Consider the following 26,523-nt stretch of genomic DNA (forward strand, 5'->3'; position numbering starts at 1 on the left):
CGGATGTCACGAAAAATTCATCTAGCGGGTGTAATGCAGGCGACGTTGGGCTCCGGCAACGGCCCAAGCCGCTGCCGGAGCCCGCTCACAGTGGCCGGCCGATGCCGTTGCAGACGTTGGGATTGCCGATGCTCAAGGCATTGGTGGCGCTCAGGAAGTTGGAACGCACGGCGGCTTTCCAGGACGGGTGCAAGGGCAGCATGCCCTGAGCCCTGATTGCCTGGTCATTGTTTCGAGCCTCAAGCGCGCCATAGTGGCGAGCCAAGAAGTCACGGACCTGATTGCTTTGAGTGGCATCGGCATAGCACTGGCTGAAGATCAGGTTGGTGTAGCCCAGGATCGGATAGCCACTCTGCGGATAAGGCAAGACGCCCTGTTCCCAGTTCCTGCCGAACACCGGCACCCACTTGTCCGGGTTACTGCGCTCGGCGATGGGAGGCAGCGCAACGCTATTGATGGCATTGACAATGTTGGCCGGCGCCGGCGAGACGCCGGTAATCCTGGCCACCTTGTTCCCGTCATCCAGACCGGCCAGGGTCGGTGCCGCAAGGGCCGGGCTCATGAAGGTGATGGCGCCATCCCAGGCATTCACCGCCGTCATGATGGCGTCACCGCTATTGGCCGCCAGCGCGCCGGCCGGCAGCCCGCCCGAATAGCTGGAATCAAAGTAGGTGGTCACGGCAAAGGTCCCGGTTTCATTGCACTTGGCATTCAGGAAACGCGTGAACAGCTCGGTGAAGCCGCTGCTACCTTTGGGATAAACCACGGTGATCGGGCCGCTACGTGCGGAACCCTGGATCCACTCCCAGCGGGACAGACGCCCCGAGAACACCCCACACAAGGTGTCGATGCTCAGGTCCAGTTCATGGCTGCCGGGCTTGTTGAACGGAATTGCAACGCTCGTGGCTGCCGAAGGCACCTGGATCAGCTTGCCGAACTGCGCCTGATAGGCCAAGGCGTAGTTGCTCAGTTCCACCGCGCTCAGCCTCGACTCACTGGCCACCCAGTGCACGGTCTTGGGGGCTGCGCCAGGCACCAGCACGCTGTAGTTGTTCTGTAGAAAAGCCACCTTGTCCCGGCCCTGATCCGCGCCAATGTAGGGCGCAAACCCCGCGGTCAACACCCCGGCGGTCTGATACAGCGGCCGGGTAAAGGTCGAGCCTCCACCGTTGATATCCGCCTGGGCCTGCTGGACGCAGAACGCGCCGTATAACAGTGAAGCGATCAACCATTGAGCTTTGGGCATGACAAGACTCCTGTCCTATCCGGTGATGTCACTGGCCGTTCGGAGGGCGTAAGCCCGCTGGATGCGCGCTCTGAACAGATGCTGGATGAAAAAAATCAGCAACGGCCGAAACCGTTGCTGATCGGGTGTTGCCGCTCGGTGGGGTTCGCCGTTACAGCGGACGACCGATGTTGTTGCAGACGTTGGTGTTGCCGATGCTCAGGGTGTTGGAAGCGGTCACGAAGGTGGTGCGGATCGCGGTTTTCCAAGCGGTAGGCAGTGGTACGAAACGGTTGGCGGTGATGGCCGCGTCGTTGTTGGTGGTCGCGCCGTAGTGACGGGCGAAGAAGTCACGCACCTGGCCGCTCTGAGTGGCGTCGGCATAGCACTGGCTGAAGATCAGGTTGGTGAAGCCCAGGATTGGGTAGCCAGTATCGGGATAAGGCACGGTGCCGGTTGCGCCGGCCTTGCCGAAGACAGGTACCCACTTGTCCGGATTGCCGCGATCGGCCGCAGCTGGAACCGGAACGCCACCGATGGCGGCGGAAACGTTGGCAGGTGCAGGCGAAACGCCGGCCACCTTGGCCACCTTGGTGGCGTCGTCCAGACCGGCCAGGCTCGGCGCGGCGTAGTCCGGGCTCATGTAGGTGATGCGGCCGTCGCCGGCGTTCAGGGCATCCATCACGCCTTGGCTGCCCACAGCGGCCACAGCGCCGGCAGGCAGGCCACCGGTGTAGCTGGTAGCGAAGTTGGTGGTCACGCCGAAGGTGCCGGTCTCGGCGCATTTGGCGTTCAGGAAGCGGGTGAACAGCTCGGTGGTGCCGCTGCTTTCGTTGCGGTAAACCACGGTGATGGCGCCAGTACGGCCTGAACCGGCGATCTGGCTCCAGTCGGAAACACGGCCGGAGAACACGCCGCACAGGTCATTGACGCTCAGGTTGACCGCAGCAGTGCCGGCCTTGTTGAACGGAATGGCTACCGAGGTGGCCACCGAAGGCACCTGGATCAGTTTGCCCCAGGCCGCTTCGTGACCGGTGGCGTAGGCGCTCAACTCAGCAGCGCTGAGCTTGGAGTCGCTACCCGCCCAGTGCACGTTCTTGCCGGTAGTGCCGGCCACGAACTTGGTGTAGTCGTTGTTCAGGAAGGCAGCCTTGCCGTTGCCGCTGCCTACGCCGATGTAGGGAGCGAAGCCGGCGGTCAGTACGCCAGCGGTCTGGTACAGCGGTTGTGGCAGGGTGGCGCCACCGCCGTTGATATCAGCCAGAGCAGCCTGTGCCGAGCACAGGGCAGCCAGGGTCAGGGATGCCGCGAGAACGTTGCGCTTAAACATGAAGAATCTCCTTTCGTCGTGTTCGTACGTTGGGTGAATAGCTCTTGCATGACGCCATGGCACTCGGGCCAGAAGCCTTGATCCAGAGGGCTTGAGGGGTGAGGCCATGGAGAGAGAAGTTCGCAGCTTCCGGTGACAGATAAAGGAAAAAACCTCGGGAGAAACCGACTGTTTTGGCAAAAGATTCTCGGGTGTTTGGCGCCGTTTTCCGGGCCTTTCCCGGGTCGCTGAGCGCCAGTCTGTCCGAGCAGGCGCCGACATCGCTCTGCAAGCGCCGAAGCGGGTGCAGACAGCGCCGGAACATGACAGAACAAGGAACCCGAGCTTGGCCGATTGCCAGGTCGGGAGTGAGGCAGGCCGCGTGAAATTTTCTGGCTGCCCTGCCCTGCGCTTCGGAGCACACCTTCGCTACGCCCCTCGTAGGAGCCGGCTTGCCGGCGAAGGGGCTCGCGAGACCTGCATCGCCGGGACCGACGCCTTCGCTGGCAAGCCAGCGCCTACGGACCGGACCGGACGCGGTCAGGTCAGGTCGGGATGTGCGGTTCAGGTCACCAGCTGGTTGATCTCGATGATCGGCAGCATCACCGCCATCACGATCACCAGCACCACACCCCCCATGACCACGATCATCAGCGGTTCGAGCAACGCGGTCATGCCCATGGCCCGGCGTTCGATATCCCGCGACAGGGTCAGGGCCGCCCGCTCCAGCATCGGCGGCAAGGCCCCGGTCTTTTCACCACTGGCGATCAAGTGGATCAGCACCGGCGGGAAGACTTTCTCCACCCGCAGCGCAGCCGCTAGGTTGGCCCCCTCGCGCACCTTGGCCGTGGCCTCGCTGACGCTCTGGCTCAGGCGGTCGTTGGACAGGGTCTGGCGCGCCGCGTCCAGGGCCCGCAGCAGCGGCACCCCGGCGCCACTGAGAATCGCCAGGGTCGAGGCGAAACGCGCGGTGTTCAACCCCAGGACAAAACGCCCGAACAGCGGCAGGCGCAGAATCCGGCTGTGCCAGCTCAAGCGTGCCCGGGGGTTTCGCAGGTACAGCCGCCACCCCCAGAACCCCGCCACCAGGGCGCCGAAACACTGGATGCCCCAGGCACGAATGAAGTCGCTGGCGTTGAGCATGGCCAGGGTCAGCCCCGGCAGGTCCTGGCGCGCCTGGGAAAAGGCGCTGACCACCTGGGGCACCACATAACTGAGCAGAAAGATCACGATGCCGATGGACACCAGGCCCACCACCCCGGGGTAGATAAAGGCAGTGAGGATCTTGCCCCGCAGGCCGTTGCGCTCCTCGATATAGTCCGCCAGCCGCTCCATGACCTGGGCCAGGTCGCCGGACTCTTCACCTGCGGCAATCAGTGCCCGGTAGATTTCCGGAAAGTCCCGGGGCCGCGCCGCCAGGGCCTCGGCCAGGCGCATGCCGCTGCGCACATCCGCGCGCACCGCGCTCAGGGTCTGGGCAATGTGCTTGCGCTCGGCCTGCTCCACCGTGGCACTGAGCGCCGCCTCCAGAGGCAGGCTGGCCCCCAGCAGGCTGGCCAGCTGGCGCGTGGCCCAGGCCAGGTCGTTGTCGCTGAGCCTGGGGCTGAAGAGCCCCCCAGCTGCGCCGCTGCCTGGGTTGCTGTCCAACTGCACCTGCAGCGCGGTCAGGCCGCGGCTGCGCAGGCTGGCGAAAGCCGCGCCCTGGCTGTCGGCTTCCAGGTGGCCGGACTCGATCTTGCCGAGGGCGTCGGCAGCTTCGTAGCGATAGCGATTCATCAGGCGTCCCGTGTCACACGTAGGATTTCTTCCGGTGCGGTGGCGCCGCTGCGTACCCAGCGCTCGCCGTCCTCACGCATGCTCAGCATCCCGGCCCGCCGCGCGGCGGCCCGCAGGGCCTGCTCATCGGCGCCCTGGTGGATCAGGCTGCGGATGTCATCGTCGATGCAGAACAGCTCATGAATCCCGGTGCGGCCGCTGTAGCCGATGTGGTTGCAGGCCGGGCAACCCACCGGGTGCCAGGTGCCGGGATTGGCCGGATCGGCTTGCTTGCACTGGTTGCACAAGCGCCGCACCAGCCGCTGGGCCAGCACCCCGAGCATTGACGAGGCCAGGAGGAACGGCTCCACCCCCATGTCGATCAGGCGGTTGACTGCCGACACCGCGTCGTTGGTGTGCAGGGTGGCCAGCACCAAGTGCCCGGTAAGCGAAGCCTGGACCGCGATCTGCGCGGTTTCCAGATCGCGAATCTCGCCGATCATGATCACGTCCGGGTCCTGGCGCAGGATCGCCCGCAGCGCCAGGGCGAAGGTCATGTCGATCTTGGCGTTGACCTGGATCTGGCTGATGCCCGGCAGGTCGTATTCCACCGGGTCCTCGACGGTGAGGATATTGCTGGTGCTGGCATCCAGCCGGGCCAGGGCGGCGTAGAGACTGGTGGTCTTGCCGCTGCCGGTGGGCCCGGTGACCAGGACGATGCCGTGGGGCTGGCGGATCAGGCCATCCAGACGCGCCAGCAGGTCCGGGTCCATGCCCAGGGTTTCCAGTTGCAGGCGCCCGGCCTGCTTGTCCAGCAGCCGCATCACCACCCGCTCGCCATGGCCAGTGGGCACCGTGGACACCCGAATGTCGATGGGCCGGCCGGCCACCCGCAAGGCGATGCGGCCGTCCTGGGGCAAGCGTTTTTCGGCGATATCCAACTGGGCCATGATCTTGATCCGCGACACCAGCGCCCCGTGCAGCGCCTTGCGTGGCGAGACCACATCGCGCAGGGTGCCGTCGACCCGGTAGCGCACCACCGAGTGGGTTTCAAAGGGCTCGATATGGATATCACTGGCCTCATCCCGCGCGGCCTGGGTGAGCAAGGCATTGATCATGCGGATCACCGGGGCGCCGTCCTGGGTGTCCAGCAGATCGGTGATTTCCGGCATGTCCTGCATCAGGCGGTCCAGGTCCACCTCATTCTCCGCGGCCCCGACCACCGCTGCGGCGCTGCCGGTGTCGGCGTAGGCCGTGGCCAACAGACCGTCGAGCTCGTCGTCGCGGATGCGTTCCAGGCGTGCGGGGCCGAACTGGCGGCGGGCTTCGCTGATGGACCAGCCGGGGGTCGAGGGGCAGACCAGCAGGGTGGCGCCCTGCTCGCTGTGGCGCAGGAGAATGCGTTGGGATTTGGCCCAGGCGTAGGGGAGCTGGGTGGTCATTGCTTGTGCCTCCTGGTGGGGTGCATATCCGGTGGTGCGGGTGGGGCCGTTTGTGGGGCCGCTTTTACAGCGGGGTTGGGTACATATCCGTTCTTGCGGGTGCGGCGGCTTACGGTTCCGCTCTTACAGCGGGTTTGGGTACATATCCGTTCTTGCGGGTGCGGCGGCTTACGGTTCCGCTCTTACAGCGGCTCACTTTTGAAAAGCGCAAAAGTAAGCAAAACGCTCTGCCCCTCCACTCGGTGCCTCGCCTAGGCTCGGCATGCCCGAACTCCGGCATTGATCCGTGGGCCGCCGCCACCGGCCATCCATGGCCGGGTGGCGGCTAACCCGGCATCCCTGCCGGGTTACCCACGGCTCAATGCCTGCGTTCGGCCATCGTGGTTAACGGGGCGTTCAGATCAAGATCAAAATCTGACGGCGGCCTACCGGCCGGCCTGTTTCATTGCCGTTCGCGTTACATGTAGCCGCTGCCGAAGGCTGCGACCGGCTCCGCAGGAGACGCTAAACCTGCCTCCCCAATGTTCCTGAACCACCGCGCCGCCTGGTTTTGCGAGCGCGAGCGCTCGTTCGCAGCCTGCGGCAGCGGCTACAAGGAGCCGGCCTGCGCACCTTGGCTTTTGATCTTGATCTTGATCTTCAGGCCCCTTCCCAGCCGGCCGAGCGTAGGTGTTGCGTAGGGGGCAGCTCGGCATGGATGCCGAGCTAGCCGCCACCCGGCCATGGATGGCCGGTTGGCGGCGGGCCCCCGGAGCAATGCCGAAGCGAGGGAACCCCGAGCCCCAGCGAGGGGCCCATGGAGGGGCAAGCGTTTTTGGTTCCTTTTTGCTGGGCCGGCACTCCGGCGTTTGTAAAAAGGGACTCGCCGTAAGGGCGAAACCATAAGCAGCCGTTACCGCAGCACCGGATATGTACCCAACCCCCAACCCCCAAGCCATCAAGACAAACCCGCCAGCCGCCAAACCCGCAGCAGCAGATAGGCACTCCATCCCCCTCGCCACAGAGGCGAAACTGCCAGCTACGACAGCAGCGGATATGCCCCACTCCCCGCCATAACGAATCAACTCCCCATTCATTGCACCGGCACCGCCCTGATCGTCGCCCGCGGCCCCTGCCCAACCCCAGGCGTCTGCAACGAAACCGGCACCGCCCCCGGAATCGCCTTCGCCGCCGAAGGCAACTGCGGCGCCTGCATATCCGGCATCGCCCAACTGCGCTCCGGCTGCAACTCCCCCTGCGCCCGGCGCATGAAGTCGTAACGATTGAGGGTAATGCTGCGCCCCGCGCCACTGTCACGAATGATGTAGGGCCGCAGGAACACCATCAGGTTGGTCTTGGTAATGCTGCGCTTCTCATTGCGAAACAATGCCCCAAGTCCAGGAATACTCGACAACCACGGCACCGCGTCATTGCTCTGGCTGTAACCGTCCTGAAGCAACCCCCCCAGCACCATGATCTGCCCGTCATCCAAGAGGATGCTGGTATCGATCGCGCGTTTGTTGGTCACGGTCCCGGCATCCACCGAGGCGCGAGGATCAACGCTGCTGACTTCCTGGTAGATGTCCAGCTTGACCGTGCCACCCTCGGAAATCTGCGGCCGCACATTGAGCTTCAGGCCCACTTCTTCACGCTGCACGGTCTGGAACGGGTTGTTGCTGGTGCCGCCGCCTCCGGTGACATAGCTGCCGGTGACAAAGGGAATGGTCTGGCCAACAAAAATGCTCGCCGCCTCGTTGTCCAGGGTCAAAAGATTCGGCGTCGACAACACGTTGGTCCCGCCCTTGCTCTTCAACGCCCGGGCCAGGACCTTGAGGTCCAGCACCTTGCCGATCCCCGGGATGTCCACGGTGCCGTTGACCACGCCGATGTTCAGGCCCTTGGGCAAGACGTCGATGCTGGTCTTGCTGGCCGGTGTCCCCAGCAGCCCGCTGCCGCCGAGGTTGACCCCGCCAAAGCCACCACGCCCACCCAGGTTGCCGGCCTGCCACTGCACGCCGAATTCGCTGGCGTCGTCCTCGCCCACTTCGACGATCAGGCTTTCGATCACCACTTGGGCGCGACGCTGGTCGAGCTGGTCGATGACTTCCCGCAGGTTGCGGTACAGCGGGTCCGGGGCGGAAATCAGCAAGGTGTTGGTGGTGGCGTCGGCCTGGATGGTGACCCCGCCGGCGCTGAAGGCGGTGTTCTGATCCGTTGCCTGGCCAGTGCCGCTCAAGCCGCTGCCGGAGTTGCTGCCCTGGCCGTAGGCACTGCTGCCACTGCTGCTGACGTTGCCGCTGCCGGTGGGCGTGCCGCTGCTGTTCTGGGTCGGGCTCTGGCCGCTCTGGCTGTTGCCGCCCATGCCGCTGAGCATGGCCCGGGCGCCGTCGCTGCTGCCACTGTCGCTTTCGCCGGTCAGCAGCCCGCGCAAGGCCTGGGCCAACTTGCCGGCCTGGGCGTTGCGCAGGTAGACCACGTGCAGGTTGCTCGGGTTGCTCTGGGCGTTGTCCAGTTTGTAGATCAGGTTGCGCGCCAGCTCGGTGCGCTCCGGGCTGCCGGCACGGATGATGATGGAGTTGGAACGCGGGTCGCCAATCACGCTGATTTTCTGGGTCTGGTCGGCGCCCTGGGTTTCCAGCAGTTCGGCCACCATGGTCGCGATGTCCACGGCGATGCCGTTCTGCACCGCTACCACATCGGTGTCGATGGCGCTGGGGGTGTCGATGCCGTCGATGATCTGCGCGACTCGCTGCAGGTTCTCGGCATAGTCGGTGACCACGATGCTGTTGTTGCCCGGGTAGGCGTTGATCGGGTTGTTCGGCGAAACGATAGGCCGCAGCACCGGGATCAGGTTCACCGCATTTTCGTATTGCAGGCGAAAGGTGCGGGTCAGCATGCCGTTGCCCGCTGGCTTGTCGGCGCTGTAGATCGGTCCGCCCAGCAGCTTGGCATCGGCCTCCGGCACCACCTGGGCCACGCCGCCCACGTCCACCACGGAAAAGCCCTGCATGCGCAGCGCCGCCAGCAGCATGTCGTAGGCCTGGTGGGCCGGCACCTGGCCTTCGCTGACCAGGGTCAGGCTGCCCTTGACCCGCGGGTCCACCAGGAACTGCTGGCCGGTGGAGCGGGACAAGGCCCGCACCACCGCCTGGATATCGGCGTCGACGAAGTTCAGTTGCACCGGCTGATTGCCCAGGGGGTTGCGCGGCACGCTGGTGCTGCGCGGGCTGCTGTGGCCGCGACTGCTGTTGGTCACCGGATGCAGGACTTTCGGCCGCTGAGCCTGCTGTGCCTGCAAGCGCTGGCGATCCAGCAGGGCATCGCCGCTGCGCTGGGTATTGGCCAGAGGCTGGCCCAGTTCGCTGTCCACCAGCAAGGGCGGCGGCGTGGTGGACGGGGTGTTGCTGCAGGCCCCCAACGCCAGCAGCAGAAAAGGTGCGGCCTTGCGACACTGGCGCACGTAATTGCAACCTGACCACTTCATGAAGCTTCCTTAGCGCCCTGCGCCTGATCCATGCGAACGGTCCCGGACAGTGTGCCTGCCGAGTCTTGGGCGGCGGCCGCGGCTGCGCGTTGCAGACGGGCCTCCACCACCTGCAGTGAAAGCTGCCGGGGAGCCCCCAGCAGCCAGCCGACCACGGCATCCGCCGGGGCCTGCTCAAAGGTCAACCGCCAGCTCTCGGGGCCGGCTTCATCAGGCTGTTGCAACTGGTAGTGGTCCTTGAGCCCGGCGCCGTCCAGGGTCTGGCGCAAGGATTGCTCAAGGCTCGCGCCCCGGCTGTCAGGGCCCGCCGCCTCGTGCAACAGCACTTCCAGGGCCTCGGCCTGGGCGCGCAGCTTCGGCGTCTCGGCTTGCCAGTAATCGATCGTCTTCAGCGGCGGCTGGATCAGCAGCCACCACAGCAATAGCCCCAGCACGCCCAGGGCGGTGGCGCTGAGCAGGCGTTTTTCCCGCAGCGCCAGAGTGTTCCAGTGGGCCTGGAACTGGGTCCGCAGACGCGACCAGCGCGCCTGATACTGCGCCAGCCTGGCCTTATTCATCTTCAGCTCCCGGGGGGGTGTCGGCGACGTTGGCCGGCTCGTCTGCGGCCGGGCTCAGGCTCCAGCCATTGCCCTGCGCCCGGACGCTGTAGCCGGCCTGGGTCAAGGCGCCCTGCCAGGCGCTGTCGGCGCTCTTGGGCGTGTCCGGCAGCAGCTCCAGCTGCAAGCGGTCCTCGGCGAAACTCAGGCTCTGCACGCTGCCCACCATGAAGGGCATGGCGCTGCCGGCCTGCTGCAACAGACGGCTGAACACCTGGGTCGGGTCAGCCGCCCCGCTCTGCTGCGCCGCCAGTTGCTGGCGGGCCTGTTGCAGGGGATTGAGCACCACCGGTAACTGAGGGAACACCTGCTTGACCCGCTGACTCATCTGCGCCTTGAGCCGCTGGCCCTGCTCGGCCTCACGGGCGGCATACAGGTTCAGCCCCACGACCCAGACCAGCACGGCCAGGGCGCAGCACCCCAGGGCCCGGCCCCAGCCTTGGACCTTCACGCCCCCCGCCACAGCGCCAGCGTGCAAGCCCCATCCCGGCAGCGGGCCGCTCCAGCGTTGCTCGCCCGGCAGCAGTTGGCAGGCCGGCGGCGCGGCATCGCCGATCCAGCCCACCTCGCAGCCCGAAGCCCGCAACTGCTCCAGGGTTTCTTCCACCAGCGGCTGCACGCTGCCCTGCCCGCTGCTCTGGCGCAGCAGCAGCTGGCCATCGAGCAGGCACAGGTTGGCTTGCCCCGGCGGCGGCACCGGCAAGGCATAAGGCGCCGGGTACAGCCCCTGAAGCTTCAGGCCGGCCTGTGCCAACAGACGCCCCAGGGCTTGCAGTGCGGTCTTGGGCAACCAGCTCAGGGCCACCTGCCCCTGGGCATCCCGGGCGCCATGGGCCACGTGCATCTGCTCACTGGGGCCGAGGATCAGCGCCTGGGCGGCGCAGTCCACCGCGGCCTTGATCCGCGCCGCCGGCAACTGAGGCAATTCGATATGGGTCAGCAGGCTGTCCAACGGATGCAGGAAGCACTCCACCGGCACCGGCTTGCCACCCTGGGCCAGTTGCCCCAGGGGACAGCGACCGATCTCCCCCGCCCGGCCACTGCGATCAAGCCGGGCGAAGTCCACCGGGCAGGCCAATGGCGGCTCAGCCGCGATCAGTTCGGCCAGGGGCGGCAAGGCGATGCGCAAGCGACTCATGCCCCCACCCGCGACCAGATCACCTGGGGCATGCGGTCCTCGGGACGGTGCAACAGGGCCTCCAGGCTGACGCGGCGCTGATCGCGGCGAGCCCGGCCCTGGAGCAGGAACCATTCGCTGGTGATGCCGATCTTGATCTGCTCCAGGGCCAGGTGCGGCATGCGTAGCCGGTTGAGGAAGTCGCCACGGTTGATGAACCAGTGCCCGGCATCACGCTCCGCCACCAGGGCCTTGGCCCGGGACAGTGGCAGCCCCGGCACCGCCGCCGTGAGTACCTCGGCACTGGCGGTGTTGCCGTTGATCCAGGTGTTGCCCGGCAGGATGCTGACGTAGGGTTCAAGACGGGCCAGCCGGGCCTCGTCCAGACCCTGTATGCCCCGCAGCTCGTCCAGGCTGCGCAGCATCGGCTGACGGGGCGGCAAGGTCTGGGTCGCCGCGCCCGGAGACGTCAGGCGACCGCTGTTAAAGCTGCCCGCTTGGCTGGCGGCGTGCGCTGTGCTGCCCAAGCGCTGGGGATAGGAAGCGATCACCCGCTGGCTGATGCGTCGGCTCAGGGCGCTGTCGATGCCGATCAGCTGACACAGCTGTTCGAAGGCCTGCAACTGCACCGGGTCCACTTGCTGGTTGAACACCAGATTGCGCAGGTTGAACTTGCCTTGCAGGTCTTGCAGGCGGCCCTGGAACCCCGCGTTGAAGCCGCCCAGGGCCTGATCACCGATGGGCCGCGCCCAGGCCTGGTCGAGTCGGGTCAGGACGTCACGCTGACGGGCGTCCCAGAGCAATTGCCGGCTGTATTCCAGGCCGCCCTGCAACACCCCGATCCCCACCACCCGCGCCTGCTCGGCTTCCACGCTGCGGGTCAAGGTGCTTTGCCGGGAGAGCATGGCGGCGGCCAGCACCGCCACCACCGCGGCGATCAGCAAGGCGCTGATGATGGCCATGCCACGCTGCTTCGCCGCATCGGGCGAATGGCTGTTCATGGCCGGCCTTACAGCTGCCAGGAGCCGATATCGGCATTCACGCCGTCGCCATCGGGCTGGCCGTCGGCACCGAGGGAGAACACATCCACCTCACCATTGGCCCCCGGGTTGAGGTAGTGATACGGACGGCCCCAGGGATCGTTGGGCAGCCGCTCCAGGTAGGAGCGCCAGTTGCTGTCCTTGGCATTGGCCGGACGCTCCACCAGCACCTTGAGGCCCTGGTTCATGTTCGGGTAGCTGCCGTGGTCGAGGCGATACAGCTTCAAGGCTTGCATCAGGCCGGCGATGTCCTGCTTGGCCGCCGTGGCCCGAGCCTGGTCCGGACGGTCCAGGACCTTGGGCACCACCATCACGGCCAGAATCCCGAGGATGACCACCACCACCATGATCTCGATCAGGGTGAAGCCACGCTGGCTTCGGGGTGCTGCGGTTGAGGTGACAGGCGCGATATCCATCTCGACATTCCTTGGCTTGAGTTCGATTCGTCGCGCAGTGTTGCAAGAAGATATGTCAGTGGTATTGAAAAACCTCGGGAGTTTCAGTCGCCATTCGGTCAAGCCCGCAGGCTAGTCTGCGAGGCTGTTTCCCAGTCGCGAGGGGCCCATGCGAGCCGTGTCCAAACAAGCTGGATTTACCCTGATCGAGGTGCTGGTGGCCCTGGCCATCATTGCCGTGGCGATGGCCGCGGCAGTGCGCGTGGCCGGGTTGATGACCCAGAGCAACGGCCTGCTGCGGGACAAGTCCCTGGCCTTGCTGGCGGCGCAGAGCCGGCTCGCCGAGTTGCGCCTGGAAGGCCGTTTGCCCAGCGGATTGAAGAGCGTCGATTGCGACCAGGGGCGCCTGAAGCTGCGCTGCGAACAGGCGATTGGCGCCGCGACCGCGCCCGGGCTGGTGCGGGTCAGCGTCCAGGTGCACGAGCGCAGCCGCGAGGCGCCGCCCCTGGCCCGCCTGGAAACCCTGATCAGCCGGCCCCAGGCGCCGCGCCAGTGAGGGTCAGCGTGTCAGCCGTGGCAGCAGCGGCGAGTCCGGCAGCTTGCTGACCTTGATCCGCGACTGTTCGCCGCCGCGCTCGATCAGCACGCCGTCGGCCTCGACGGCGGCCAGGCGCACCCCTTGGGTCAGTTGCTCGCCGGCCAGGAAGCTGCGCGGCGGACCGTCGTTCAGGCTCAGGATCGCCACCGCGCCACGGGCGCCGGCCATGACCCCGGACACCTTGATATCCACCTGCACCGGCTGGTTGGCAAACCACTGCAAGGCCGGGTTGTCGGAGCGCGCGGCGAGCACCTGGGGCGCCACTGCCGGGGGTTGGGATTGCGCCGGGGTCAGCAGCAGCGACGACCAGGTGGCAACACCGGCCAGGGCCGCCAGCAACGCCGCGTATTGCAGCAACCGGGGGGCGTCAAGGCGCGACGGAAATGACATGGCACGTAGCATCGGCGGGACCTCCTGTTTGTCCGTTGCCACAGCCTACCGCTCAATTCTCACGGTTTTATTTCACTGCACGATCATCTGCGTCGGGCACGCCAGTCCCGTCGCCAAGGAGCACAAGGTGCGACACACAGGCAAGCAACAGGGCTTTACCCTGATCGAACTGATGGTGGTGCTGGTGATCATCGGCATCGCCAGCGCCGCCGTGGGCTTGAGCATCCGCCCCGATCCGCTGCAGACCCTGCGCCAGGACGCCGAAGGCCTGGCCCAGTTGCTGCAAGTGGCCCAGGCCGAAGCCCGGGCCGACGGCCGGCCGATCACCTGGCGGGCCACGGCCAAGGGCTATACCTTCAGCCGCCGCGAGGACGAGGGCAGCGGCATCGACGACTTTCGCCACGACCGGCAACTGCGGCCACGGCAGTGGCAAAGCCCGACGCTGCAGGTGCATATCGAGCCCAGGCAGCGCCTGGTACTGAACGCCGAATGGATCAACCCGCCACTGCAGGTGGTGCTGTCCGACGGCCAGAACAGCTTGCGGGTAGAACGCAGCGCCAGCGGCCAGTTGCGGGTGGTGAGCCAGCCATGACGACACAACGCGGCTTTACCCTGATCGAGGTGATGGTGGCGATCATGCTCATGGCGCTGGTCAGCCTGATTGCCTGGCGCGGCCTGGACAGCGTCACCCGGGCCGACAGCCATCTGCGGGCCAGTACCGAACAGACCGAGGAACTGCTGCGCAGCCTCAATCAGCTGGAGCGCGACGTGGCCTTGCGGGCCGCTTCCCAGTTGCGCGAACCGAACCTGGGCGAGACCGACGAAGCCGAACCCGACAGCCCCGCCCCGCTGAGCGTGCGCAGTTCCGACAGCAAGGGCTTTCGCCTGGAAGTGATCCGCAGCGCCCCCGCCCCGGGGGTTGGCTTGCAACGCGTGCGCTGGTGGCTCAAGGGCGACACCCTGTACCGCGCCGAGGCCGAGGTTCGGGACCGCTATCCGTTGCCGGCGCCCAAGAACGGAGTGGCCGTGCTCGGCCGGGTCAGCGACTTGCAGGTACGGGTCTGGAACCCTGACAAAGGCTGGCGTCAACTCAGTGGCAATCGCCAGGACAATCCCCCGGGCCTGGAGATCCGCCTGGTGCGGCAAACACCCCAGGGCGAAGAGCGCTACCGGCAAGTGCTAGGGCCCTTGCTCTAACACGCTGCGGGTTCGAAGCGCTGAGGGTTCTACGCGAGATCGCCAGGCAAGGCCCTGCGGGCCTTTTCGCAGCCTCGCCACAGGCTCGGCAGCGGCTACAGGCCAGTGCCGAATCAGGTTTGTGTAGCCGCTGCCGCAGGCTGCGAACGGTTTGGGCGGCATTCCGACGCAGGAGACGCAGGGATCTCGCGGGGGGTCAGCTGAGCAGTACCACGCCACCGGGCAGCTCGGTGCATTTGGCGCCATAGGCGTCGCGAATCAGCAAGGCCACGCCCGCCAACTGGTTGAGGTTGAAGCGCGCCTGGACCTTGCGCTGGCCCAACTCGGCATTGAGCAGCACCAGCATCCCCGGACGATAGCGGTTGATCTCGCTGATCACGGTGTTGAGGCTGGCGTTGTCGAACACCAGCACCTGCTCGCGCCAGGCGATCACGCTGCGGGGGTCCACGGCGATCGGCTCGCCCACCGCCCTGGCGTCGTAGGTCAGTTGTCGGCCACTGTCCAGGCGAATGCTGCGCCCCGCCACTGCCACTTGCAGGCTGCCTTCGATGCAGGTCACGCACACCTGATGATCGGTGTTGCGCAAATTGAAGCGCGCCTGGCGCGCACTCAGCCAGCCATCTCCGGCCTGGACCTTGAGCGCCTGGGTGCTGTGGCTGAAGACTTCCACCTCGCCCTCCAGCAGTTCAATGCCCTGCTCGCCCGCGCCTGGGTCGCGGCGGCTGATGCGGGTCTGGGTATTGAGCTCCAGGCTCACGCCCTCGGCCAGGTCCACCCGCCGCTGCTCACCGACGTCGGTGGCGAAATCCGCGGTCAGCCCGGCAAAGCCGCCCGGGACAGTGAACCGCACCATGAACAGCGCCGCCGACGCCGCAATCGCGCCACCCAGGAACGCCCGACGCCCCAAGTGCCGGGGCCGGGACTGTTGCTCCAGCTGCTGGGCTGCCGGTTGCAGGCAGTGCCACAGGGCCTTGGTGTGCTCGAAGGCGGCCGCGTGCTGCGGGCTTTGTGCGCACCATTGGCGCAGCGCCCGGGCGTCGGCCACGGTGGCCCGCCCCGAAGTCAGGAGGACCAGCCAGTCCTGGGCTTCCCTCAGCAGTTGCGGGTCCGCCGAGGCCTGGGGGGTGCAGATGCTAAAAATGTTCAAGCGCGCAGGTACTCACGGATTGATCAGGGACTCTTTGTCTAGGACAGTTTTCCGGCCCCGGGACCGAACCGCTGAATGACTTTTCTTTCAAGGCGCAAGGCGCAATGGCCCAGGGCAGCCTTGATTTCTTTCTCCACCATCCGTGTGGAAATGCCGAAACGCTGGGAAATTTCCAGGTGCGGCGCCTCTTCCAGGCGCGCGGCGATAAAGATCTTGCGCCGCCGCGCCGGCAGTTCGTAGAGGGCTTTGAGCAGGGTCTGGATTTCTTTCTGGCCGCCCACCACCCGCGACGGGTCCAGGGTGTCATCGGCGATGTGCAGCAGTTCCTCGACCTCGTCGCCGGTCAGCAGCCGGGCGTCGGACTGGCGGCGGTCGGCGGCAATGTTCAGGGCCATGCGATAGAGGTAGGCATTGGGTTGCAGCAGGTTGGGCGGCTCTTCCATGCGGTCGACCCGCAGGTAGGTTTCATGCAGGACGTCGTTGGCCAGGTCCTCGGAGCCCAGGCGCCTGCGCAAGCGCACCCGAAAGTCCTCGTAGGACGTCAGGAACAGCCTGACCATCGCACTCTGTGCGGTATTTTTCATACCCCGGAAGCTCCTTCCCATTCCCTGCAGTCCATGCGTTTCCCTGTTGTGTCCGGTATCAAGAGTAAGGTCAGCGGCTGGCGCAGCGAGCTGGGCGCCTGGCGCTGAACCCGGGTGTCGGCCAGGCGCTGCACCAAGGCTTCATCGCGCTGCAGATCGCCGGTGGAGCTCACCAGGCGGCTGTGCTGCACCCGGCCATCGGCGCCGATCCACAGTTGCAGCAAGGCGCGAAAGCGGCCCGGACGGGTCAGCGCCGAACCACACAGACTGTGCTCCACCGCCTGTTGCACGGCACTGGCATAACTGCTGTTGAGCCGCGCCGCCCGGCTGCTTCCCGCACCCGGTAGCGGCGTGGCCGGCGTGGCCTGCGGCACCTGCAGGGTGAAGGCATCGCTGCGGGCATAACGGGCCATCAGGCCACTGCCCGCCAGCAGGCGACTCAAGCCCTCCTGAGCGCTGTAGCGGCCCTTGATCCCCACCGACCGCCGCCCCCGGGTCAACTCCCGATCCACCAGCACCGCCATTCCTGTGGCGCGACTGAACAGCTCCAGGGCATCCACCAGGTTCTTCGCCGGAATCTCCAGCGTCAGCAAGGCCTGGGAATCCACCCGGGGCGGTCCCTCGACAGCGGGCTGGCCCCAGCCCTGCGGCATCAACGCCAGCAGCACGAACCCCAGCACACAGGTCGCCAAGCCCCCGTGCAATGAAGTCCATCGCCCGACCTGCGCGCTGCGTCGCTGCACTGCAGTCCAATCCCTAAAAGCGTCATCCTGAGGCCAGTTTATGAATCTGGTGTTACGGCCACGGCAAAAAAACCATCACTTTTTCAGTCATCGGTTTGCACTACACTCGGCCGGCATCGAGGCCCGCTTTCCCGGGTCTGCCAGGAGGCCAGGATGAATCGTTCAAGCCAATACGCCGCCACCTTGTTGCTGTGCGCCCTGCCCTGGACGCTGCAGGCCGAGGAGGCCCGCGAGGGTTGTGTGGAAGTCAGCGTCGGCGGCTACAAGGCCCCCGACTACAACTGCCTGAGCAAACAGATGGGCAACGCCCCGGACGCCGTCAAGGCGGCCCAGGCCAATCAACAGGCCATGGAGGACCCGGTGCACAAGCGCCCGCCGAACCAGGTCGGGCTCTCGACACCGGCCGCCACCAGCGTGCGCATGGGGAATACCTTCGGCACCTCGGTCAAGCCGCAACGGCCCTGAGGGCCAGTTCCTCCGCCCTCAAGCGGCCACTATCGGGATTGCGCCCCTATACCGGCCGTTAACCTCGGCCGCGCTAGATTGCTGCACCCAAACACCGGTGCCAGCAACCTGCCACGCCGCCATTCGTGCACGCGTTCGAGTGCTGGCCACCATACCGTCGGCTTTTTTGTGTGTTGTGAACATGGAAAGCGTTCAAAAACAAATCTGGCAACGACCCGGCCTGAGTATTTTCCTGGTGGCCCTGGTGCTGCTCATGGGCCTGCAATACAAACCGGCCGTCCTCAACTACACCACGCGCTTCGTCGACTTCGCCGACTACATGCTGCAGCACGGCATGACGCTGTTCCCCATCGCCGAGGATCTGCAGCCGTATCCCGACTACACCGTTGTCAACACGGTGCTGGTCTACCTGGCGTCGCTGCCCTTCGGCCAGCTGTCCGTGCTGTCGATGGGCCTGCCCCTGTGCATTGCCGCGTCGCTGATGCTGGTGTTCATCTACAAACTGGGGGCCCTGCATGAGCAGAAATGGGGCGTCTGCGGCGTGCTCTTTGCGCTGTTCACCTGGGCGTTCCTGGACAGCGTCAACTCCCTGGCCCTGGACATCTACCCCGCCCTGATCACCGCGGGCTGCTTCTACCTGGCCTACACCGCCGATCTCAAGCAACAGCGCGCACGCCTGGCGCTGGTATTGCTTGGGCTGATCCTGGGCTTTGCCCTGCGCGGGCCGATCGGCATGATCGGCCCGGCACTGGTGGTCGGCACCTATTACCTGCTGAGCCGGCAGTGGCGGACCCTGGTCGGGTTCTCGCTGCTGAGCGGCCTGCTGTTCGCCGCCGGGGTCGCCCTGCTGGCCTGGGCCGCCCAGGTGCAGGGCGGTGACGCCTTCATGCAGCAAGTGCTGGAGATGCAGGGCCTGGGCCGGATCGCCAGCAATCACTCGCCACGCTATTACTTCTACTTCAGCGTCGGGCTGATCACCTACAGCTTCACCGCGTTCTACGCCCTGTGCGTCATGGTCAGAAGCGCCAGGCCGGGGTTCAGCGCGCCGCCGCCGTCGGCACCGCGCCTGCTGCTGTACCTGGGCGCCTGGTTCTTGGTGCTGATCCTGTTCTTCAGCATTCCCAACTCGAAGAAGGCGCGTTACATCGTGTCCATCACCCCGGCCATTTCCCTGCTGGCGGCCTATCTATTCGTCGACCCCAACGGCCTGTTCAGCGCCACCCGCAAACGCCTGCTGCGCCTGTGCCTGAACCTGCCGGCCTGCGGCGCGGTCCTGGCGCTGCTGGTGCTGGGCTACAACGCGTTTGCCGCCCAGCCCTTGCAGCCCAACTTCGCCGGTGTGTTCGCAAGCTTTGTCCTGCTCAGCGGCGTGCGCTACTGGATCGGCCGGCAATACGCCGAGCACCGGCATTACGAGGTGATCGTCCTGGCGTTCGGCGTGGCGGCGTTTCTCTTGCTCGATGGGTTCTTCTTCAACGCCATCACCTATCACCTGGAACTGGCCAATGAACCAACGCCCAAATTCCTGCCTTACTGGTTCTGGTAAGCCCGGGACACTGGGCGGCGGGCAATCCGGGGCGCTGCTTGCAACGCGCGCGCAAGATTTGGTAACACTCCCGCTGGCCAGCGACCATGAAACCGAACTGGCACAGTGCTGTCACATCGCAATCGGTAACGGCAGCGGTCGTCCGGCGGCGCCCTGCCCAGGTGGCGGGCGCCGCGCATCACTGCCACAGGTTACCGGCCTGGGCCTGCCGCCCATGCGCCAGGCCATACTCCATCAAGGCTGAAAGAGCGAACCATGAAGCAAAACATCCTCCTCGTATCCGTCTGTGCCGCCCTGCTCCAGGCCTGCACCCCGGCGTCCACTCCCCCTGAAGGATCCTCTTCCATGCCCGCCAGCACTGCCTCCGTCAGCGCCCAACCAGCACTGACCGCCTACTACTGGCAACTGGTCTCGGCCAGCGACGCGGCGGGCAAACCCGTTGCCGCCCTGGACAAGGGCATCGAGCGCCAGCTGCGCCTGACCTTCACCGGGCAGAACCTCAACATCAGCGGCGGCTGCAACCGCCAGTTCGGCGGTTTCCAGTCTGAAAACGGCGTGCTCAAGGTCCAGCCCCTGGCCTCGACCATGATGGCCTGCGACCCCAGCCTGATGACCCTGGATGCCGAAGTCGGCCGCCTGTTCAAGGGCGACCTGCGCACCACCTTCGGCGGCGACGAATCGACTCCGACCCTGCAACTGACCACCCAGGACGGCACCCAGCTCAAGTTCGTAGGCCAGCCCACCCCCGAGACCCGCTACGGCAGCCAGGGCCAGACGCGCTTCCTGGAAGTGGCGGCCCAGACCGTCAAATGCAGCCACCCGCTGATCCCCGACTTCCAGTGCCTGCAAGTGCGTGAGCGCCGCTACGATGCCGCCGGCCTGCAACTGCCGACCCAGGACGCCTGGCATCCGCTGTACCAGTCCATCGAGGGTTACGAGCACCAGGACGGCGTGCGCAACGTGCTGCGGGTCAAGCAATACGAATGGAAGAACCCGCCTGCCGACGCCCCGTCCACGGTCTACGTGCTGGACATGGTGGTCGAGCAGGACGCCTCGGCCAAGACCCGCTAAGCCTTACCCGACAACCGCCTGCCGGCACCGACGCCAGGCACCGACGCCAGGCAATAAAAAAGCCCCGTATCTTGCGATACGGGGCTTTTTTTGTTCAGGGCGGGGTCAGGCCGTTACAGCACCGACTGACCGCTCATGGCCAGGTCCAGCAGTTCCCGGTTGGCCACGGCATACATGGCGTAGTCGGTGCCGCTGGCGGCACGGATTTCCACCATCATGGCGCGCCAGCGATCAGCCATGCTCGCGTTCTGCTCCAGCCACAGGGCCACGCGGGCTTCCATGTCGTCCGGCGCATCGGCCATCTGCAGCACCTTGATGGTGATCGCCCGTTGCTGCCAGTCCACATCGTCGCGGAAGGCTTCACGGGCCTGGGCCTGCCAGTTGTTGCCCACCGGCAGATCGCTGATCTGCTGCAGGTACCACGGCAGGTCCAAGGCGCTGCCCACGGCGAAGTAGGCCTTGGCCACATCGGCCGCGCTCTGACCAGTCACGTCGGCGGCTTCGATGATCGGCAGCAGGGTGTACAGGTGAGTGGTGCCTGCAACCATGCGCGCCAGCAACTCCGGTACGCCGGCTTCGACATAGGCCTGGTAACGGTTCTGCCAGCCTTCGCGGGTCGGGCCTTCCAGCAGTTCGTCGAGCTTGAGGCCCAGGGCCGCCAGGTGCGGACCGAAGTGGGCGACATCGCGCGCGGCATCCTGCTCGTTGCGACGGCTGCGCAGGAACCAGCGGGTCGCCCGACGGCCCAGACGCATCAGCTCGTCCATCAGCTCCAGTTGCACCTGGGCCGAGACCTGGTGATCCAGGGCTTCGATCTGACGGAACCAGTGCGGCAGGTGGAAGATGTCCCGCACGATCACGTAGGCACCGGCGACGTTCGCCGGGCTCATGCCGGTGGACTCCTTCAGGCGCTGCACGAAGGTGATGCCCATGTGGTTGACCAGGTCGTTGGCGATCTGGGTGCTGACGATCTCGCGCTTCAGACGATGGCGACGCATGGCTTCGGAGAACTTGGCCACCAGGCTCGGCGGGAACGCGGTCTCCATGTCACGGGTCAGGTAGTCGTCATCCGGCACCAGGGACTTGAGCAAGGCTTCCTTGAGGTCGATCTTGCTGTAGGAAATCAGCACCGACAGCTCTGGACGGGTCAGGCCCTTGCCGGTCGCGGCGCGCTCGGTGAGCTGCTCCTCGGTCGGCAGGTACTCGATGGCGCGATCCAGCTTGCCACGGCCTTCCAGGTCGCTCATCAGGCGCTTGTACTCGGCAGCACGCTCGTAGGCACGGCGCGCGGCTAGGGACAGGGCCTGGGTCTGCTTGTAGTTGTTGCCCAACACCAGGCCGCCGACTTCGTCGGTCATGCTGGCCAGCAGCTGGTTGCGCTGCTTGTCGGTCATGTCGCCGGCCTGCACCACTTCGTTGAGCAGGATCTTGATGTTCACTTCGTGGTCGGAGCAGTCCACGCCACCGGCGTTGTCGATGAAGTCGGTGTTGGAACCGCCGCCATTGAGGCCGAATTCCACACGACCCAGCTGGGTCATGCCCAGGTTGCCGCCCTCGCCCACCACTTTGCAGCGCAGCTCGTTGCCGTTGACGCGCAGGGCGTCGTTGGCCTTGTCGCCGACGTCAGCGTGGCTTTCGCTGCTGGCCTTGACGTAGGTGCCGATCCCGCCGTTCCACAACAGGTCCACCGGCGCCTTGAGCAAGGCGTTGAGCAGCTCGGTCGGGGTCAGTTTGTCGGCCTGGATGTCGAAGCGCTCTTTCATCTGCGGCGAGATGGCGATGCTCTTCGCGCTGCGCGAGAAGATGCCGCCGCCTTCGGACATGATGCTGGTGTCGTAGTCGGTCCAGGCCGAACGCGGCAGCTCGAACATGCGCTTGCGCTCGACGAAGCTGGTGGCCGGGTCCGGGTTCGGGTCGATGAAGATGTGCAGGTGGTTGAACGCCGCCACCAGTTGCAGCTTGTCGGACATCAACAGGCCGTTGCCGAACACGTCGCCGGCCATGTCGCCGATGCCGACCACGGTGATGCTGTCTTCCTGGACATTGATCCCGCGCTCGCGGAAGTGGCGCTGCACGCCGACCCACGCGCCCTTGGCGGTGATGCCCATCTTCTTGTGGTCGTAACCGGCGGAACCGCCGGAGGCGAAGGCGTCGCCCAGCCAGAAGCCGTAGTCGATGGCAATGCCGTTGGCGATGTCGGAGAAGGTCGCAGTGCCCTTGTCCGCCGCCACCACCAGGTACGGGTCATCGTCGTCATGCCGCACCACGTTGGCCGGTGGTACCAGGGCGCCGTCTTTCAGGTTGTCGGTGATGTCCAGCAAGCCGGAAATGAAGATGCGGTAGCAGGCGATGCCCTCGGCCGCGATCTCGTCCCGGCTGCCGCCCAATGGCAGGCGACGGGGCAGGAAGCCGCCCTTGGCGCCCACCGGCACGATCACCGAGTTCTTCACTTGCTGGGCTTTTACCAGGCCCAGGACTTCGGTACGGAAGTCTTCTTCACGGTCGGACCAGCGCAGGCCGCCGCGCGCCACGTTGCCAAAGCGCAGGTGCACGCCTTCAACCCGTGGCGAGTAGACGAAGATTTCGAACTTGGGCACCGGCTTGGGCAGCTCGGGGATCAGGTGCGGGTTGAACTTGAAGCTGAAGTAGGACTTGTTCTGGCCGTTGGCGTCGGTCTGGTAGAAGTTGGTCCGCAGGGTGGCCTTGATCAGGTCCAAGTAGCGTCGCAGGATGCGGTCTTCGTTGAGCACCTGAACGTCGTCCAGGGCGGTGAGGATCGCTTGTTCCAGACGCTGCTGCTTGTCTTCCAGGTCTTCACTGGTGAGCTTGCGCGCCAGGTAGAAACGGGTCTTGAACAACCGGGTCAACTCGCGGGCGATGTCGGTATGGTTGTTCAGGGTGCTGGCGATGTAGCCCAGGTCAAAGCCCAGACGGATCTGCTTCAGGTAGCGGGCGTAGGCACGCAGCAGCGCCACGTCGCGCCATGGCAGGCCGGCAGTCAGCACCAGGCGGTTGAAGGCGTCGTTCTCGGCATCGCCACGGACGATGTGGACGAAGGCGTCCTGCAGCGTGTCGTTGAGCTGCTGGATGTCCAGGTCCAGGCCTTCGGCGGCGGTGAAGGCGAAGTCGTGGATCCAGTACTCGCGGCCATTGTTGTGGCGCAGGCGGTACGGGAACTCACCCAGCACGCGCAGGCCGAGGTTTTCCAGGATCGGCAGCACGTCGGACAGCGCCAGCGGGGTGTCGGCGTGGTACAGCTTGCAATGCAGCTCGCGCTGGCCGGACACCTGGCCCAGGGGCTGGTAGAAGCTCATCACCAGCGGGTTGGCTTCGGTGAGGCTCAGCAGGTGCTGCATGTCCACCACCGCCGAGTGCGCGGCGAAACGCTCGCGGTAACCGGCCGGGAAACCTTTCGGGAAGTCCGCCAGCACGTTGGTGCCGTGGGCTTCGCCGAAGCTTTCCACCACCAGGCTGGCGTAGTCGTCCTGCCAGCTGCGGCAGGCCTGCACCACTTCTTTTTCCAGCAGCAGCGGGTCGATGTCGATGCGTTGTTTCGGGTCCACCCGCAGGATCAGCTGCACGCGGGCCAGCACCGACTCGGAGAAGAAGGTCCAGAACTCGCAGTCCGTGGCTTGCAGGCGATCCATCAGCACTTGCTGGATCTTCTGCCGCACTTCGGTGGAATAGATGTCGCGCGGCACATAGGCCAGGCAGTAGCAGAAGCGACCGTACGGGTCCTTGCGCAGGAACACGCGGATCTTGTTGCGCTCCTGGATCTGCACGATGGACATCACGGTGCTGAACAGCTCGTCCACCGGGGTCTGGAACAGATCGTCCCGTGGCAGCACTTCCAGGACCTGGGCCAGTTCCTTGCCCAGGTGCGCCTTGGCCTGGAAGCCCGAGCGCTGCTCGATGACTTCCACCTTGCGGCGGATGTAGGGAATCACTCGCACGCTTTCGCCGTACACCGAGGAGGTGTAGAGGCCCATGAAGCGGCATTCCTTGATCACCTTGCCGTCGGCATCGATCTGACGGATCGAGACGAAGTCCGGGTAGGCCGGACGGTGCACGCGGCTGGGGTGCGCGGCCTTGGCGAACGACAGCGGCGTCGGTTCGCGCAGGTAGTTGACGGCGTAGTCTTCGATGCGCAGGTCATCGCTGGTCAGGCCGGCGCGCAGCAGCTTGGCCAGGCCGAGGAAGGAGCTGGGGTCATAGTCGATATGCCCGCCGTCCTGATCGGTGCCGACCACGAATTCTTCATAGCCGAGGAAGGTGAAGTGGTTGCCCACCAGCCATTCCAGGAAGCTCTTGATCTCGGTCTTTTCATCGGCAGCGATGGCGAACTGGCTGTTGTCGATGCTTTCGATCAGTTCCTGGACCTTGGCCTTCATCGGCTCGAAGTCGGCCACGGCGACCCGCACTTCACCCAGCACCTGCTCCAGTTCCTTGCCCAGCACGCTGAGTTCGGCGGCATTGGCGCAGCGGTCGATCTCCAGGTACATCAGCGACTCTTGCTGCACGCCTTCGCCCTGGGTGCCCTTGGGCAGGATTTCTTGCAGCTCGCCCTTGCTGCCACGGCGCACGCTGAGCACGGTGGTCTGCAGGGTGTGGATGCTGTAGCCGCGACGGTTGAGCTCGGTACGGACCGAGTCCACCAAAAACGGCAGGTCGTGGTGCAGGACTTCCACCGCGGTGTGGGTCGACTGCCAGCCATGACGTTCGTAATCGGGGTTGTAGACGCGCACTTGCGGTTGCGCGTGATCGAAGCGCTCAAGCAGGCGCCAGGCAGAAAGGGTGCAGCCCGCCAGGTCGGACATGCGACGCTGGGTGAGTTCGTCCAGGGAAATGATGCCGAAGAATTGTTCAGCGAACAGCGCCACTTGTGGCAGTGCCTGTTCACTGATGTGCTGGGCCAGTGCCGCTTGCAGTTGGTGCTGAAAGTCGGCCTTGCTGGCTGCGGTGAAGAACGCCATCTGTGGTACTCCGCTTGGGCTTGTTATTGATGGTAGCGTCGCGTGCAAACCCCTTGCGGGGCGGTGGTGCATGCTGCTCCTGGTCTCGGGCAGAGGTTGCAGGATGCCAGGTGGGTGAAGCTGGACGAGACGCGCAGGTCACATTCACCTTCCCGGGATGGGCATCTGCAAAAACGACTGGCGCTTGCAGAGCGCGCAATGCCTTTACAGGTGACCATCACCCTTCGGACGCCCCCCCAATTGCACTTGAGAACAAATTGTCCGCTGCGCAGCTTAACGAGTGGAACGCGACAGCTGCTTGCGATGCTGCGACATATTCGGTCAACGGCACGCAACTGGCGGACGGTGCCCTGAACAACACTAGCAGGCGACGGAGAAAAACCAGGGTTTTTCCCCGGTTTCACGGTACTTGCGTACCAGAAGTGACGCTGCAGGTGATGACTGTTCACGACCTGTTCTCTGACAGACAAGCCAGCAGAAATTCCCTCGGGCTGGCAGAATTGTTTCTTTGTGCCCTGTCCGGCCGCTGCCGGCCCCGCCCCAGGAATGCCCCCATGCTCATGACCACTGCCCACCTGATCGCCAACCCTTGCGACGACGAAGAAGACAACATGGCCATGCTCTGCTGCCACAGCAGCCAGGGCGAGATGTTCCTGATGAGCCGCTACCCGGATGAGGACGAGCTGGAAATCACCCTCGACGGCGAGCCCTCGACCCTCGATGGCGTCAAGGTCACCCTGAGCCCGACCACCCTGCTGATCGAAATCGCCGCGGCCGACGCCGACGCCCTGAACGGTTCCGACCACCTGGAAATCCGCCACAGCACCGCCGCCTCGGACCTGGCCGAAGTGGAACTGACCCTGCAGAACATCCTCAAGGGCACCGGCACCTACATCAGCCAGCTGCCCTGACCCGCCGTTGAACCTGCGGCGCCCTCAAGATCCCCGCGTCTCCTGCGGAGCCGTGCGCAGCCTGCGGCAGCGGCTACAACAGCCCTGGCAACGCCTGTAGCCGCTGCCGAGCCTGTGGCGAGGCTGCGAAAAGGTCCGCAGGACCTTGCCTGACGGCCTCCCGCCAAACCTCGGTGGCGCTCCAGATCCCTACGTCTCCTGCGGAGCCGTGCGCAGCCTGCGGCAGCGGCTACAACAGCCGCACATCCTGGCAATGCCTGTAGCCGCTGCCGAGCCTGTGGCGAGGCTGCGAAAAGGTCCGCAGGACCTTGCCTGACGGCCTCCCGCCAAACCTCGGTGGCGCTCCAGATCCCCGCGTCTCCTGCGTCGGTATGCCGCCCAAACCGTTCGCAGCCTGCGGCAGCGGCTACAGGAACCGCCCGCGGGAATCGGTGGATGGCGGTGTTTTTTTTCGACTAATTGGCTAAATCAGGTTTTCCCCGTTAGTCGCCGACCCCCGCTATGGATTAAAGTATCGCCCCCAGCCCCGACGTTAGTTCAACGCCCGGGGCGCACC

At 65.4% G+C, this 26,523-nt stretch carries 21 protein-coding genes; 7 read left to right on the forward strand and 14 right to left on the reverse strand.

Annotated elements, in window-relative coordinates; genetic code table 11:
- Positions 1 to 85: 85 nt before the first annotated feature.
- The 9 genes from ACMGF8_RS21975 to gspG all read right to left on the reverse strand — a co-directional run bounded on the left by ACMGF8_RS21975 (position 86) and on the right by gspG (position 12,363).
- Positions 86 to 1,246: a substrate-binding domain-containing protein gene (locus ACMGF8_RS21975; RefSeq protein WP_102863340.1), complete on the reverse strand. Its 1,161-nt coding sequence runs from the start codon at positions 1,244 to 1,246 to the stop codon at positions 86 to 88.
- Between the two features lie 151 nt (positions 1,247 to 1,397).
- Positions 1,398 to 2,555, reverse strand: coding sequence for a substrate-binding domain-containing protein (locus tag ACMGF8_RS21980; RefSeq protein ID WP_102879118.1), 1,158 nt, complete (start codon positions 2,553 to 2,555; stop codon positions 1,398 to 1,400).
- A 543-nt stretch (positions 2,556 to 3,098) separates the two neighbouring features.
- Positions 3,099 to 4,310: a type II secretion system inner membrane protein GspF gene (gene gspF / locus ACMGF8_RS21985; protein ID WP_102863338.1), complete on the reverse strand. Its 1,212-nt coding sequence runs from the start codon at positions 4,308 to 4,310 to the stop codon at positions 3,099 to 3,101.
- Entirely contained in the window at positions 4,310 to 5,731 is a 1,422-nt protein-coding gene (gene gspE / locus ACMGF8_RS21990; protein WP_102879117.1) for a type II secretion system ATPase GspE, read from the reverse strand. Before gspE ends, gspF begins: the two co-directional genes overlap by 1 nt.
- 1,072 nt (positions 5,732 to 6,803) lie before the next feature.
- The gene (gene gspD / locus ACMGF8_RS21995; protein WP_250330823.1) at positions 6,804 to 9,194 is read right to left on the reverse strand and encodes a type II secretion system secretin GspD; all 2,391 of its coding nucleotides are present in this window, start codon (positions 9,192 to 9,194) and stop codon (positions 6,804 to 6,806) included.
- Positions 9,191 to 9,751, reverse strand: a complete 561-nt coding sequence (gene gspM / locus ACMGF8_RS22000) for a type II secretion system protein GspM (protein ID WP_102863335.1) — start codon at positions 9,749 to 9,751, stop codon at positions 9,191 to 9,193. Before gspM ends, gspD begins: the two co-directional genes overlap by 4 nt.
- Positions 9,744 to 10,928: a type II secretion system protein GspL gene (gene gspL, locus ACMGF8_RS22005; protein ID WP_416757080.1), complete on the reverse strand. Its 1,185-nt coding sequence runs from the start codon at positions 10,926 to 10,928 to the stop codon at positions 9,744 to 9,746. The genes gspM and gspL overlap by 8 nt, the downstream gene beginning before the upstream one ends.
- Entirely contained in the window at positions 10,925 to 11,908 is a 984-nt protein-coding gene (gene gspK, locus ACMGF8_RS22010) for a type II secretion system minor pseudopilin GspK (protein ID WP_416757081.1), read from the reverse strand. Before gspK ends, gspL begins: the two co-directional genes overlap by 4 nt.
- A gap of 8 nt (positions 11,909 to 11,916) precedes the next feature.
- The gene (gspG, locus tag ACMGF8_RS22015) at positions 11,917 to 12,363 is read right to left on the reverse strand and encodes a type II secretion system major pseudopilin GspG (RefSeq protein ID WP_102863332.1); all 447 of its coding nucleotides are present in this window, start codon (positions 12,361 to 12,363) and stop codon (positions 11,917 to 11,919) included.
- Between the two features lie 148 nt (positions 12,364 to 12,511).
- Here gspG and gspI point away from each other — a divergent pair, with 148 nt between their 5' ends.
- Positions 12,512 to 12,898: a type II secretion system minor pseudopilin GspI gene (gspI, locus tag ACMGF8_RS22020; RefSeq protein WP_416757082.1), complete on the forward strand. Its 387-nt coding sequence runs from the start codon at positions 12,512 to 12,514 to the stop codon at positions 12,896 to 12,898.
- A 3-nt stretch (positions 12,899 to 12,901) separates the two neighbouring features.
- Here gspI and ACMGF8_RS22025 read toward each other — a convergent pair whose 3' ends face one another.
- Entirely contained in the window at positions 12,902 to 13,330 is a 429-nt protein-coding gene (locus tag ACMGF8_RS22025) for a type II secretion system protein N (RefSeq protein WP_240322011.1), read from the reverse strand.
- A gap of 127 nt (positions 13,331 to 13,457) precedes the next feature.
- Between ACMGF8_RS22025 and gspH the strand changes: the two genes are divergently transcribed.
- Positions 13,458 to 13,922 (forward strand): type II secretion system minor pseudopilin GspH, encoded by a 465-nt coding sequence (gene gspH, locus ACMGF8_RS22030; protein ID WP_416757083.1) that lies wholly within the window; start codon positions 13,458 to 13,460, stop codon positions 13,920 to 13,922.
- Positions 13,919 to 14,527 carry a PulJ/GspJ family protein gene (locus ACMGF8_RS22035; protein WP_102863328.1) on the forward strand — a complete coding sequence of 203 codons (609 nt, stop codon included), beginning with the start codon at positions 13,919 to 13,921 and terminating at the stop codon, positions 14,525 to 14,527. The genes gspH and ACMGF8_RS22035 overlap by 4 nt, the downstream gene beginning before the upstream one ends.
- 196 nt (positions 14,528 to 14,723) lie before the next feature.
- On the opposite strand, the gene ACMGF8_RS22040 is transcribed toward ACMGF8_RS22035, so the two are convergent.
- The 3 genes from ACMGF8_RS22040 to ACMGF8_RS22050 are packed head-to-tail and all read right to left on the reverse strand — an operon-like array spanning position 14,724 to position 16,911.
- Positions 14,724 to 15,674 (reverse strand): FecR family protein, encoded by a 951-nt coding sequence (locus tag ACMGF8_RS22040; protein ID WP_102879105.1) that lies wholly within the window; start codon positions 15,672 to 15,674, stop codon positions 14,724 to 14,726.
- A 38-nt stretch (positions 15,675 to 15,712) separates the two neighbouring features.
- Entirely contained in the window at positions 15,713 to 16,258 is a 546-nt protein-coding gene (locus ACMGF8_RS22045; protein WP_102863326.1) for an RNA polymerase sigma factor, read from the reverse strand.
- Positions 16,255 to 16,911 (reverse strand): STN domain-containing protein, encoded by a 657-nt coding sequence (locus tag ACMGF8_RS22050; protein ID WP_416760353.1) that lies wholly within the window; start codon positions 16,909 to 16,911, stop codon positions 16,255 to 16,257. Before ACMGF8_RS22050 ends, ACMGF8_RS22045 begins: the two co-directional genes overlap by 4 nt.
- Before the next feature lie 243 nt (positions 16,912 to 17,154).
- Here ACMGF8_RS22050 and ACMGF8_RS22055 point away from each other — a divergent pair, with 243 nt between their 5' ends.
- From ACMGF8_RS22055 to ACMGF8_RS22065, 3 genes are all read left to right on the forward strand, one after another.
- Complete coding sequence (locus tag ACMGF8_RS22055) at positions 17,155 to 17,466, forward strand: hypothetical protein (RefSeq protein ID WP_416757084.1); 312 nt, start codon at positions 17,155 to 17,157, stop codon at positions 17,464 to 17,466.
- A gap of 181 nt (positions 17,467 to 17,647) precedes the next feature.
- On the forward strand, positions 17,648 to 19,012 hold the full coding sequence (locus tag ACMGF8_RS22060) for a hypothetical protein (RefSeq protein ID WP_416757085.1): 1,365 nt from the start codon (positions 17,648 to 17,650) through the stop codon (positions 19,010 to 19,012).
- Positions 19,013 to 19,357: 345 nt separating this feature from the next.
- A complete protein-coding gene (locus tag ACMGF8_RS22065) occupies positions 19,358 to 20,083 on the forward strand; it encodes a DUF4377 domain-containing protein (RefSeq protein ID WP_416757086.1) in 726 nt (241 codons plus the stop codon).
- A 113-nt stretch (positions 20,084 to 20,196) separates the two neighbouring features.
- Here the strand turns inward: ACMGF8_RS22065 and ACMGF8_RS22070 are convergent, their stop codons facing one another.
- Positions 20,197 to 25,056 carry an NAD-glutamate dehydrogenase gene (locus ACMGF8_RS22070; RefSeq protein WP_102863322.1) on the reverse strand — a complete coding sequence of 1,620 codons (4,860 nt, stop codon included), beginning with the start codon at positions 25,054 to 25,056 and terminating at the stop codon, positions 20,197 to 20,199.
- 554 nt (positions 25,057 to 25,610) lie between these two features.
- Between ACMGF8_RS22070 and ACMGF8_RS22075 the strand changes: the two genes are divergently transcribed.
- Positions 25,611 to 25,967 carry a hypothetical protein gene (locus tag ACMGF8_RS22075; protein ID WP_102863321.1) on the forward strand — a complete coding sequence of 119 codons (357 nt, stop codon included), beginning with the start codon at positions 25,611 to 25,613 and terminating at the stop codon, positions 25,965 to 25,967.
- Positions 25,968 to 26,523: the final 556 nt, after the last annotated feature.

Source organism: Pseudomonas sp. BNK-7, from assembly GCF_048072025.1.
Lineage (GTDB): Bacteria > Pseudomonadota > Gammaproteobacteria > Pseudomonadales > Pseudomonadaceae > Aquipseudomonas > Aquipseudomonas danubii.